The sequence below is a fragment of the Faecalibacterium sp. An122 genome, assembly GCF_002160895.1.
Lineage (GTDB): Bacteria > Bacillota > Clostridia > Oscillospirales > Ruminococcaceae > Faecalibacterium.
In genome coordinates this window covers 243,990-256,495 of the sequence record NZ_NFLL01000001.1, presented here as the reverse complement: position 1 = coordinate 256,495, position 12,506 = coordinate 243,990, and the positions used below count along the sequence as shown (strand labels likewise).

At 58.1% G+C, this 12,506-nt stretch carries 10 protein-coding genes; all 10 read right to left on the bottom strand.

The features are described from left to right. Position 1: 1 nt before the first annotated feature. The 10 genes from nspC to B5E67_RS01105 all read right to left on the bottom strand — a co-directional run bounded on the left by nspC (position 2) and on the right by B5E67_RS01105 (position 12,359). Positions 2–1,150 carry a carboxynorspermidine decarboxylase gene (gene nspC / locus B5E67_RS01150; protein WP_204246512.1) on the bottom strand — a complete coding sequence of 383 codons (1,149 nt, stop codon included), beginning with the start codon at positions 1,148–1,150 and terminating at the stop codon, positions 2–4. Continuing rightward, positions 1,150–2,412, bottom strand: coding sequence for a saccharopine dehydrogenase family protein (locus B5E67_RS01145; RefSeq protein WP_087381945.1), 1,263 nt, complete (start codon positions 2,410–2,412; stop codon positions 1,150–1,152). Before B5E67_RS01145 ends, nspC begins: the two co-directional genes overlap by 1 nt. Before the next feature lie 48 nt (positions 2,413–2,460). Further along, on the bottom strand, positions 2,461–3,315 hold the full coding sequence (gene speE, locus B5E67_RS01140; protein ID WP_087245903.1) for a polyamine aminopropyltransferase: 855 nt from the start codon (positions 3,313–3,315) through the stop codon (positions 2,461–2,463). A gap of 35 nt (positions 3,316–3,350) precedes the next feature. Then, positions 3,351–4,799 carry an aminotransferase class I/II-fold pyridoxal phosphate-dependent enzyme gene (locus tag B5E67_RS01135; RefSeq protein ID WP_087381942.1) on the bottom strand — a complete coding sequence of 483 codons (1,449 nt, stop codon included), beginning with the start codon at positions 4,797–4,799 and terminating at the stop codon, positions 3,351–3,353. Between the two features lie 713 nt (positions 4,800–5,512). Beyond that, positions 5,513–6,310 (bottom strand): N-acetylmuramoyl-L-alanine amidase, encoded by a 798-nt coding sequence (locus tag B5E67_RS01130; RefSeq protein ID WP_242956698.1) that lies wholly within the window; start codon positions 6,308–6,310, stop codon positions 5,513–5,515. A gap of 159 nt (positions 6,311–6,469) precedes the next feature. Next, positions 6,470–8,887, bottom strand: coding sequence for an endonuclease MutS2 (locus B5E67_RS01125; protein WP_087381939.1), 2,418 nt, complete (start codon positions 8,885–8,887; stop codon positions 6,470–6,472). A 4-nt stretch (positions 8,888–8,891) separates the two neighbouring features. Further along, positions 8,892–9,680: a DNA repair protein RecO gene (recO, locus tag B5E67_RS01120; RefSeq protein ID WP_087245678.1), complete on the bottom strand. Its 789-nt coding sequence runs from the start codon at positions 9,678–9,680 to the stop codon at positions 8,892–8,894. Positions 9,681–9,870: 190 nt separating this feature from the next. After that, positions 9,871–10,755, bottom strand: a complete 885-nt coding sequence (gene era / locus B5E67_RS01115) for a GTPase Era (protein ID WP_087364525.1) — start codon at positions 10,753–10,755, stop codon at positions 9,871–9,873. A gap of 112 nt (positions 10,756–10,867) precedes the next feature. Beyond that, positions 10,868–11,359, bottom strand: coding sequence for an rRNA maturation RNase YbeY (gene ybeY, locus B5E67_RS01110; RefSeq protein WP_087245676.1), 492 nt, complete (start codon positions 11,357–11,359; stop codon positions 10,868–10,870). A gap of 37 nt (positions 11,360–11,396) precedes the next feature. Next, positions 11,397–12,359, bottom strand: coding sequence for a PhoH family protein (locus B5E67_RS01105; RefSeq protein WP_087381936.1), 963 nt, complete (start codon positions 12,357–12,359; stop codon positions 11,397–11,399). Between the last annotated feature and the right edge of the window lie 147 nt (positions 12,360–12,506).

Genomic DNA, 12,506 nt, shown 5'->3' with positions numbered 1-12,506 from the left:
GTCAGGACAGACGCGTTTTGAAATCCTGATAGCCGAAATGGCGCACTACCTCGCAGCTGCCATCCAGATGGCGCAGCGCAATATCCGGCAGCGGCATTCCATTGAAAGTGTTGTTTTTCACCATGGAATAAATCGCCATATCGCCAAAAACCAGCCTGTCCCCAATCTGGGGGCAGGAATCAAAGCTGTATTCGCCGATGACATCTCCGGCCAGGCAGGTCCGGGATGCCAGACGGCAGGTACATGCCTTTTCGCCCGGCAGTCCGCTGTCGTACAGGGGCGGACGATAGGGCATTTCCAGCACGTCGGGCATGTGACAAGCCGCCGAGGTGTCCAGAATCAGGACAGGCATATCGGTGGCCTGTACAATGTCCAGCACGGTGGTAATCAGGGTGCCGGCCGAAAGGGCGATGGCCTCCCCCGGTTCCAGATAAACTTCCAGAACGTACTTTTCCCGGATGGAAAGGATCAGCTGTTCCAGGGCGGCAATGTCATAGCCCGGGCGTGTGATGTGGTGCCCGCCGCCCAGATTGATCCACTTCAGCCCCGGCAGATACTGCCCGAACTTTTCCTCAAAGGCGGCAAAGGTCTCCACCAGAGGGGCAGCGTCCTGCTCACACAGGGTGTGGAAATGCAGTCCCTCCACCCCTTTTGGCAGCTGGTCCGGCAGATTCTGCCGGCGGATGCCCAGCCGGCTGCCCGGTGCACAGGGATCGTAGATGGCGTGGCCTTCCTGGGTGGAGTGCTCCGGGTTGACCCGCAGGCCGACGCTGACACCCGCCTTTTCCCAGACCGGACGGTGTGCCTCCAGCTGAGCGAGCGAATTAAAGCTGATATGGTCGCAGATCTGTACAATCTCTTCCATTTCTTCCGGGGTATAGGCCGGGCAGAAAACATGGTTTTCCCTGCCGGGCATTTCCTCGTGGGCCAGCCGGGCCTCGAAGAGGCCGCTGGCGGTGGCGCCTGCCAGATACTGCCCAATCAGCGGATAAACCCGGAACATGGAGAAAGCTTTCTGGGCCAGCAGAATATGGCAGCCTGTACGCTGCTGTACCCCCTGCAGAATTTCCAGGTTGTGAACCAGAGCTGTCTCGTCCACCACATAGACCGGTGTCTGCAGCCCGGGTTCATGCCGTTTCAAATGCTCCATCATTCCACCGTCACAGGATGCTCATCCACAACCCAGGGCAGGCCGTACTGGTTCAGCATCTCCATAAAGGGATCGGGGTCCATCTCCTCCAGGTTGTGGACACCGGGCTGACGCCACTGGCCATTGGCTACCAGAGCAGTGCCGATCATGGCCGGAACACCGGTGGTGTAGCTGATGGCCTGGCTGCCCAGCTCCTTGTAGCACTCCTGGTGATCGCAGACGTTGTAGATATAGATGGTGCGCTCCTTGCCGTCCTTGACGCCGGTGTAGATGCAGCCGATGTTGGTCTTGCCGACGGTGCGGGGGCCCAGGGATGCGGGATCAGGCAACAGAGCCTTCAGGAACTGGATGGGCACAATCTCGCGGCCCTCAAACTGGATGGGGCTGGTGGAGAGCATGCCCACGTTCTCCAGACACTTCATGTGGGTCAGATAGCTCTGGCCGAAGGTCATGAAGAAGCGAATCCGCTTGACGCAGGGGACGTTCTTGGCCAGGCTCTCGATCTCCTCGTGGTGGAGCAGATACATATCCTTTTTGCCCACCTGGGGGAAGTCGTATTCCCGCTTGATCTCCATGGGCTTGGTCTCCACCCAGTGGCCGTTCTCCCAGTAGCTGCCGTTGGCCGAAACTTCACGCAGATTGATCTCGGGGTTGAAGTTGGTGGCGAAGGGATAGCCGTGGTCGCCGCCGTTGCAGTCCAGGATGTCGATGGTGTGAATCTCATCGAAGTAGTGCTTCAGAGCATAGGCAGTGAAGACGCTGGTGACACCCGGGTCGAAACCGGAGCCCAGGATGGCGGTCAGGCCAGCCTCCTCAAACTTCTTGGCGTAAGCCCACTGCCAGCTGTAGTCGAAGTATGCGGTGAAGCCCTCTTCCTTGCAGCGCTTCTCGTAGATGGCGCGCCAGGCGGGATCGTCGGTGTTTTCCGGCTCGTAGTTGGCGGTATCCACATAGTGAACGCCGCAGGCCAGGCAGGCGTCCATGATGGTCAGATCCTGGTAAGGCAGAGCCACGTTCAGAACCAGCTCAGGCTTGTAAGCCTCAATCACCCGCTTGACGTCCTCCACATCGTCGGCGTTGACGGTCATGGTGGTGATCTTGACGGGGGTGCCGGCGGCCTCCAGCTTGGCCTTCAGGGCGTCACACTTGGAGACGGTGCGGCTGGCAATGCACAGCTCAGTGAAAGTCTCGTGGTTCTGGCAGCACTTCTGGATCGCAACCGAGGCGACGCCGCCGCAGCCAATGACAAGCAGTTTGCTCATGGAAATAGCTCCTTTCAAATACAATCCGTTTCTTGATTTCGTCTGTTTTCAGTCTTCTTCTTCTTTCAGAAGGTCCTCCACATAGCGCGGAAGCATGAAGGCTCCACGATGGAGGTGGGTGGTATAATACCAGGTCTTGATCCCCCGCTTGTTCCAGCGCTTGGGGTCAAAGTCCTTGATGGGGTGATACTTTTTGCTGGCAAAGCCAAACAGCCAGTACCCCGCCGGGCAGGTCGGGATGTGTGCCTGATACACCCGGCTGATGGGGAACGAGCGGTAAGCCCGTTTGTGCATGGCGCGGCAGGTCTCCTCATCTTCATCAAAGAAGGGGCTGCCATGCTGATACACCATGATGCCGTCCTCGTGGAGGGCCTTGTAGCAGCTGCCATAGAATTCCTTGGTGAACAGGCCGGCTGCATGGCCCAGAGGATCGGTACAGTCGTTGATGATCAGGTCGTATTCATCCTCTTTGCCCCGCAGAAACCGCAGGCCGTCCTCGTAATAGACGCGGACGCGGATATCATCCAGACCGCAGGCATTGTCGGGGAAATATTTGCGGCAGACATCCACGAACATTTTGTCCGGTTCCACCACATCGATGACTTCGATCTCCTGGTAATACGACAGCTCACGGGCTACGCCGCCGTCTCCGCCGCCGATGACCAGAACCCGCTTGACATCGGGGTGAACGGCCATAGGAACGTGGACGATCATCTCGTCGTAGGTGAACTCGTCTTTCTCCGAGAAGATCACGCTGCCGTCCGAAGTCAGGAACCGTCCGAACTCCGGCGAGTCAAAGACATCGATCCGCTGAAAGTCGCTTGTTCCGCTGTAGAGCTGCCGGTCCACCCGAATGGAAGTTTTGACGTTGGCGGTATGCAGTTCGCCAAACCAGTAATCCATTTCCTGCAAGAGACTCCCTCCTTCTTTTCAATCCGTTATACCAAAACGTTCAGTTCCGAGATATCCTCGCTGGCCGGGCCCTGCATGGAGCAGCCCTTGGCCTTTGCGAACTCGATGTAATCGATGATTTCCGGGGTAATCACTTCGCCGGGAGCCAGGATGGGAATTCCCGGAGGATAGCACATGACAAACTCTGTGCAGATCCGGCCGGCGGTTTCCCGCAAAGGCAAACTCTCCTTGGGCGAATAGAACGCCTGCTGGGGAGTAGCCTTTACCTGCGGCGTGATGTACTCCGCCGTGAAAAGATCGCTGCGGGGCTTGGAGTAGAGGCGGCGGATATCCGCCAGAGCACCCACCAGACGCTCAATATCCTGAATGCGGTCGCCGATGGAGATATAGGCCAGAATGTTGGACAGGTCGCCAAACTCAATCTGGATGTCATACTCGTCCCGGAGCAGGTCATAAACCTCAATGCCGGTCAGACCAATGCCGCGGGTATTGACAGCCAGCTTGGTGACGTCAAAGTCGTAAATGCTGCCGCCGTTGATCATCTCGGAGCCGAAAGCATAGTAATCGCCGATGGCGTTGATTTCCCGCCGGGCGTACTCGGCCATATCAATCACGCGGGCGAAGCTCTCTCTGCCCCGCATGGCCAGATTGCGCCGGCTGATATCCAGACTGGACATCAGCAGATAGGATGCACTGGTGGTCTGGGTCAGGTTGATGATATTGCTCACATATCCCGCATTGACCCCGGGCCCGCAGAGCAGGAGCGAACTCTGGGTCAGACTGCCGCCCGACTTGTGCATGGAAACGGCGGCCATATCGGCCCCGGCTGCCATGCCGCTGAGAGGCAGACTGGGATTGAAATACAGATGGGTGCCGTGGGCTTCATCCACCAGAGCCAGCATATTGTGGGCGTGAGCCAGATCCACCAGACTGCGCAGGTCGGAGCAGATGCCGTAATAGGTGGGGTTATTGACAAAAATGGCCACGGCATCGGGGTTGGCCTCAATGGCGGCCCGCACATCTTCCACTTCCATACCCAGAGGGATGCCCAGATCGGTATCCACCTTGGGATCAATATAGACGGGCACCGCGCCGCACAGAACCAGGGCGTTGATGGCGCTCTTGTGGACATTGCGGGGCAGTATGATCTTGTCCCCCGGCTTGCAGGCTGTCAGGACCATGCTCTGGACACTGCTGGTGGTACCGCCCACCATCAGGAAGGCGTGGGCCGCGCCGAATGCGTCGGCGGCCAGTTCCTCTGCCTCCTTGATGACTGAAACCGGATGACACAGGTTATCCAGAGGTTTCATGGAGTTGACATCGATGCCGACACATCGTTCCCCCAGCAGTTCGACCAGCTCGGGGTTTCCGCGGCCGCGCTTATGGCCCGGCACATCGAACGGGACGACCCGCTGCCGGCGGAACTTTTCCAGCGCCTCATAGATGGGCGCTCTTTTTTGACGATCCCGGTTCAAATAACATCCCTCTCTTTTTCAGGTTTTGAGTCAAGCGGAAGTCTGCTCCCATCCCGGACGGGCCGCCGGATTCTCCTGTGCATGGTCTGAAACGGAACCATGCTCCGGCGGAAAGACATTTCTGACTGCAACAAAAAAGGCAGCGCACCCTTTCGGGCACACTGCCTGTGAGATACAGTCGAGGCGGCCTGACTCCTCATCACACAGAGGAGACGACATTCTGCAATGTCCGGCCATGCCTTTTGGAAGAGAACTTCAGCAAATAGATCGAGGGGCGGTTCTGCTGCTCTTATTGACGTTTCACAAGTGGTGTGCGTCCGCACGAGGTTATAAAAAGTGACCAACTTATAAAATTTCCGGGTGACCCACCCGTTCAATAATGTTGTGGCGCTTTACGCCACACGCGGCAGCGGCCAGCCCTGTCCGATGAGCTTTAGGCAGCCCAAAAAGAGCGCCCGGCCTAATCTATTTGTGTGTACATCGGTACACGCTTTGCCATCATTGTACCATGTTTTTTTTACTTGTCAAGGTATGGAATACAAATCCTTTCACTTTTTATACACCCAATTCAAAAAATGGCGAATATTCGTAACGGCTTTTTCGGTGGATCAAAACACTGCGCCGCCGGGGATCATACGGACGCGCTGAAAAGAAAAAGACCGCCCGGCAAAACGTTCTTTACGTTTTGACCCGAGCGGCCCGAAAGTTTTTATTTACTCTCCCAGAGAAGTCAGCGGCTGGGTGCCAAAGTAAGCGCAGATGGCTTCGTAATAGACACGGGCTGTCCGCTGGCAGCCGTCCTCATCTCCAAAGAGATCCACGTCCTCGGCGCTGGTGATGAAGCACTGCTCTGCCAATACCGCCGGGCAGTTGGATTCCTCCAAAAGGGTGAAAGTCTCCTCTTCCCGGACCCGGAGGTCGTTGGCTTCTGCCAGGACCTTGACGCCGTTTTCGTAGTAGATGTAGCGGATGCCGCGTTGTCCCCGCAGAGAGCTCCCGGCGTTTTCCATACCTGCGGCCAGCTCCCGGGCGAAATACACACTCTCCCGATGCCAGGTCCGGCCCGGCGTAATGGGATAACACTCAAACCCGCTGGCTTCGGTGGCGGCAGAGTTGCCATGAATGGACAAAAGCAAATCCGGATGCTGACGGTTGGAGCGCTCGGCCCGCTCCATGGGGGTGGCGGTGACATCGTAACTGTCCCGGGTGGTCACCGGTATGTAGTTGGCGTCAGCCTGCAGCCAGGCCATCAGGGCTTCAGCGGTAGCGGCCGTCATATCCTTTTCCACGATCAGACCGGTGGCGCCGGGGTCATCCCCGCCATGACCGGCATCCACAGCTACCGTGTAAGGCGGTTCCCCTACGTCCGGGCGAAAGTCCTCCCCCGGTTCTTCCGTAGCGCTGGCTTCCCGAATGGCGTTTTGGGCATTCATCCATTCCAGACCTGCCTGGCAGGCTTTGCCGAGAAGCAGGACAAGAACAAGGGCCGCGGCAGCCAACTGCCAGCGCATCGCTCCCTTTTTCCCATGTCTGGATTTTGTGCCTTTTCGCCGCTTTTGCATCTGTTTTTGTACCTTCCGCTTTTTACTTCATCCAATAAAACGAAACAAACCGCCCGCACATTGCAGCCGGGCGGCTGTTCCCTTCTTTTTACAGGTCCGGTTTGGTGTTTATTTCAGCTCGACCACCGTCACGCCGCTTTCACCTTCGCCATAGCGGCCCAGGCGGAAGCTCTTGACCATCCGGTGTCCGCGCAGATGCTTTTGAATGGCGTTGCGCAGTGCGCCGGTGCCGTTGCCGTGGATCAGATAGACCGTGGACTGACCGTTCAAGATGGCGCGGTCGATGAAAGAATCCGCCTCCTGGATGGCTTCGTCCACAGTCAGACCAAGCAGGTTGCACTCCATCTTGGCGTCCCGACGGACCCGTTCCACATGACCACCTGCAGCGCGGCTGCCGTCGCCAGTCTGGCGGGTATAGCGCTGCTGGGCCTTTGTCTTGGGTGCGGCGGGGGCCTTCTCCATCTTATCCGGCTGCTTGAGCCCCTTGAGGGGCACTTTGGTTTTGACGATGCCGGCCCGGACCAGAACGTCTCCGTTTCGATCCGGCAGAGCCAGAACAGTGGCTAGCTGGCCCAGTTCGGCGATGCAGACTTCCTGCCCTACCCGCACTTCCTTGAGGGGGACAAACTCCCGCACCGGGTTGTGCACCACATCCGAATTGGAAAACAGCTTGGCGGACTCTTTTTTGGCGATCTCCCGGGCGCGCTGGGCACGCTGCTGGGCGCTCATCTTCTCGTCTTTCTGGAGCTGGCGCAGCTCATCGGTGAGGCGGTAGGCCTCGTTTTCCACCTGCTGCGCCAGGGCGCGGGCCTTGGCACGGGCGGCTTCCAGCTCGTTTTCGCCCTGACGGATCAGTTCCTCTTTCTTTTTCTGGGCGGCTTCCAGCTGATGGGCCGCCTCATGGCGGAGGCTCTCCACCTCGTCCTGGCTGGCTTTCAGCTGGAGTTTCAGATCATCCAGCTGGCCCAGCACTGCATCCAGACGCTTGTCGTCCGCCGACAGATGCTGCTGGGCGGCCTCGATGACCCGCTCCGGAATGCCCAGTTTTTCGCTGATGAGGAACGCATTGGATTTGCCGGGCACGCCGACGCTCAGCTTATAGGTGGGCCGCAGCGTTTCCAGGTCAAACTCACAGCTGGCATTGACCACGCCGGGCGTTTCCAGTGCAAAGACTTTCAGCTCCGCATAGTGGGTGGTAGCCATCAGCAGGACACCCCGGCGGCGCAGTTCTTCGATGATGGCCACAGCCAGGGCGGCGCCTTCCGCCGGGTCAGTGCCGGCGCCCAGCTCATCCAGAAGCACCAGAGTGCCGGGACCGGCCAGTTCCAGAATGCCGGTGATTTTGGTCATGTGCCCCGAGAAGGTGGACAGGCTCTGCTCGATGCTCTGCTCGTCACCGATGTCCACCAGATACTCCTGGAACACACAGACTTCGCTGCGCTCGTCCGCCGGGATCAGGAAGCCGCACTGGGCCATGGCGCACAGCAGGCCGGCCGTCTTAAGGGTGACGGTCTTGCCGCCGGTGTTGGGGCCAGTGATGATGAGAGAATCATAATCCTGCCCCAGCGCGATGTTGACTGGCACGCACTTGGCCGGGTCGATCAGGGGGTGCCGAGCCCGAATCAGCGAGAAGGAGCTCTCATAGCTGACCGAGGGCTTGAAGGCCTTCATCTCAATGGCCATCCGCGCCTTGGCAAGCAGGATATCGATTTCCAGCATGGCTTTGTAGCTGTACTGGAACTGAGGCTCAATGGCGGCCACCTGGCTGGTAAAGGCCGTCAGAATCCGCTCGATTTCCTGGGCTTCCTGGGCGCGGTACTGCAGAATGCGAGCATTGGCTTCCACGACGGCCTGGGGCTCCACAAAGACGGTGGCGCCGGTGGAGGAAACGTCGTGGATGATGCCGCTGATTTCGCCGCGGTACTCGCTCTTGACCGGGACGACATAGCGCCCGTTGCGGATGGAAACCACGGCCTCCTGTAAGTACTTGGAGGACTCCATGTTGTGGACCAGGCTGTCCAGACGGTCACGGATGGAGTTTTCAGTGGCGCGGATCTTTTTCCGCAGTTCGTTCAGCGTGTGGGACGCAGTGTCCGCCATGGTATCCGGCGCAATGATGGCATCGGAAATCTGCTGTTCCAGACCGGGCTGTGGTGCCAGTGCGTAGAACAGGTCATCGGTGGTCAGAGCATCGTGATCGGTGGAACCGTACCAGGTGCTCAGGTTCTGAAAGTTGCGCAGGGCGCCCGCCACCAGCAGCAGCTCACCCATGGACAGCACGCCGCCCTTGACCGCGCGGGTGGCCAGCTCGCTGACCCCTTCCACGCCGCCAAAGCGGGGCGAACCGTTCTTGATGAGCAGCGTATTGATGGCGTCGGTCTGATCCAGCATAAAGCGGACTTCGTCGGGGTCACACTGAGGGGTCAGTTCCAGCATTTTGGCTCTGGCCTCTTTGCAGACACAGCCGGCGGCGGCCCGCTCGATGATTTTATTTAATTCCAGTGTTTTTAAGTAACTTGTCTCCATTGATTCAATCCTTTTTAGGCTGTAGGTCCGGGTCCCAGGCCGAAAGGGACCGCAAAAATTTCAGGGAGTTCAGCGATTTATCCATGTGGGCCAGAGCATACTGTTCCGCCACATTGTACAAAAGCCGGGCGCTGTTGGCGGAAATCCGAAATCCAAACAGTTTCTTGTCCTCAATCAGACAGATGTACCGCACCGCAAACAGTGCTCCCTTATCCAGGTTACAGGTTTTGTTTTCCTTGGCTGCGCAGTCTCCACAGAGCAGGCAGCCATCCTCTGCGTCCAGGCAAAAGCGGTCGCCGTCGTAGGCGCCGCAGCTCCGGCAGGCCAGCAGCTGGGGCATAAACCCGCACTCACTGGTCATCCGCAGCTCAAACACGGCCTTGACGATTTTGGGATCGGTCTTTTTCTGACAGATCTTGTACAGGCAGTTCATCAGGAGTTTCAGCTCTTTTTCGGCCGGCTGCTCCACCAGGGAGAGGGCCATGGTGAACTCCACCATATACATGGCGACCCCCTGGGCCTCAAAACTGTAGCCTATGTCCCGGAAGTCGGTCTCATAGCCCGCTTCCACCACGGTGTACATTTTTTCTTCGGTGTTGCGGCCGGGCCGCAGGACAAACTCGGAATAACAGAGCTGTCCGCAGGCCGCAAAGAGATGGCTGGTCAGCCGCATGCTGTTTTTGGCAAATGCGGTAATCAGACCTTTTTCAGCGGTCAGAATCTTGAGAATCCGATCCGACTCGCCGTATTCGATCTCCTGCATGACCAGGCCCTTGATGACAAAATCGTCCATTGTATGTTTCCTCTGCAGGTTTTTCGCCCGCAGCCCGCTTGTAGTCCAGATAGTGATCGATTTTTCCCGTCGAGGCAAACGCCTTCCAGCAGCTTTCAGCATCCATGTGTCAGCACCTCGCCTTCGGTTTCAGTGTTGACCCCATCTTAACCCCTTATCCCCGGGAAATCTGTCCTGTTCTGGCAGGCGTTTACTTCCGGTTCTGGTCCTGACGGAATCCGAAGCTGTTCAGCAAAAACTCATTGTCCCGCCAGTCGGGCTTTACTTTGACCCAGCACTGCAGGTTGACCCGGCAGCCCAGGAATTCTTCGCAGTCCACCCGGGCGGCGCTGGCGATCTTTTTGAGCATGGCGCCGCCTTTGCCGATCACCATGCCCTTGTGGCTCTCCCGTTCACAGTAGATGTTCACATCAATGTCCACCAGGTCGGTGCCGGGCCGCTCCTTGAAGCGCTCCACCACCACGGCCAGGCCGTGGGGAATCTCGTCCCGCATGAACAGCAGGGCTTTTTCCCGGATCAGCTCGGCCACCAGCTCTTTCTCAGGCATATCGGTGTAAGCGTCGTCCTCAAAGTAATGGGGGCCCTCCACCGCATAGCGGGCCAGCAGGTCAAACAGGTCCTCACAGTTCTTGTTGTCCCGGACGCTGACGGTGCACACCGCATCAAAGACGCCCAGGGCTTCCAGTTCGGCCTTGCGGGCTTCCAGCTCCGCCGGGTCTTTGACCAGGTCGATCTTGTTGATGACTGCAATGGCGGGACCGCTGCGGCGCAGCGCGTCAATCAGCATCTGTTCCGACTCGTTCAGGCCGGGATGGGGCTCAAACAGCATCATGGACACATCCACATCGCCCACCGAATCGCTGGCCGTCTTGTCCATCCGCTTGCCCAGCTTGTTTTTGGCCTTGTGGACGCCGGGGGTGTCCAGGAGGACATACTGCAGGGGCCCGCGGGTGATGACGCCGGTGATCCGGGTGCGGGTGGTCTGGGGTTTGGAGGTGACAATGGCCACCTTTTCTCCCACCAGCAGATTGGTCAGGCTGGATTTGCCCACGTTGGGCCGTCCGATGACGGCCACAAACACCGAGGAAGTGTCGTAGTGGATGGTCGATTCGATTGCATTTTTATCCGTGTGATTCAAGGGTCATTCTCTCTTTCCGTTATCCCAAATATCCCAAAACGAACGCCGCTTATTCGGTGTAGCTCACCGTCCGGGGCAGGCCCAGCTGGAGCAGGACAGCTTCTTCTCGCTCCCGCATCCGCACAGCCTCCAGGCCGCCGTTCTCGTGGTCGTAGCCCAGCAGGTGAAGCATCGAGTGCACCGTCAGGAAGGCCACCTCCCGCTGGAGAGAGTGGCCGTAGAGGTTGGCCTGTTCCATGGCTCGCTCCATGCTGATGACGATATCTCCCAGCATCTTGCAGCCGTTGGTCTCGTTGATGTCATACTGGCCGTCCGACCCCAGAGGGAAGCTGAGCACATCGGTGGGCATCGGCTTGTTGCGATACTGGTTGTTCAGCTCGGCAATGGCCGCATTATCGACAAAGGTTACGCTGATTTCAGCGGGGCCCTCAAAATGCTCGTATTCGAGCACTGCGTTGCAGGCCCGACGGATCAGAATCCGCAGGCCGGACGGGACTTTGACCGTTTTCTGCTCGTTGGTAATCAGTACTTTGTTGGACATCTAGGTCCGCTCCTTTCTTTTATAAGACGCTGAGGGCTCACCGCTTGGCGGGATGTGCGGCGGATTCATAAGCCTTGATGATCTCCTGCACCAGGCGGTGACGCACCACGTCTTTTTCATTGAAGTAACACTGTGCAATGCCGGAAATGTTCTTGAGCACCTGCAGCGCATCCACCAGACCGCTGCGCGTGTGGTCGGGCAGGTCGATCTGGGTCACATCGCCTGTCACCACGACTTTTGAACCGGTGCCCATGCGTGTCAGGAACATTTTCATCTGTTCGGGGGTGGTGTTCTGTGCTTCGTCCAGAATGATGAAGGAATCATCCAGCGTCCGGCCGCGCATATAGGCCAGCGGGGCCACCTCGATCAGCTGCTTTTCCACCAGACGCTCAAAGGTCTCGGCTCCCAGCATATCAAACAGGCCGTCGTAGAGGGGCCGCAGATACGGGTCTACCTTCTGCTGCAGGTCGCCGGGCAGAAAGCCCAGCTTTTCTCCTGCTTCCACGGCGGGACGGGTCAGGATAATCCGGGAGACATCCTTGGCTTTGAACGCCTTGACCGCCATTGCCACCGCCAGATAGGTTTTGCCGGTGCCGGCAGGGCCTACGCCGAAGGTGATGGGATGGTTGCGGATGGCAGCCAGATACTCCTTCTGCCCCAGCGTCTTGGGACGGATGGGCCGGCCCTTGACGGTGACCGCCACAAAATCTTCGGTCAGTTCCCGCACCCGCTTCTCCTCGCCGTCGTGGGCCAGGCTCATGCAGTAGTGGACGGTCTGATCCTCCAATGGCGTGTGGTTCTCGATCAGGAGCAGCATTCCCTCGACGGCGCGGGCTGCGGCCTCCACATTCTGATCCTCGCCCGACAGGCGCAGCATGGTGCCCCGGCAGGTAGCCGTGACAGAAAACTCCTTCTCCAGCAGACGAATGTTGCAGTCGCAGTTTCCAAACACTGCGGCGGCAATCTCTACACTGTCCAGTTCGATGCTTTTTTCAGCCATGTGATTCCTCCCGATGCATCCGGCGCGGCACAGGCTGTGTGTCCGCCGGGTTCGACCCAAAATGGTTCTTGTATTTATTATATCACCAAAACTTTGCAGTGGAAACTGTGAAAACTGTACAAAATTATTTGCGCACATTAAAGCGCT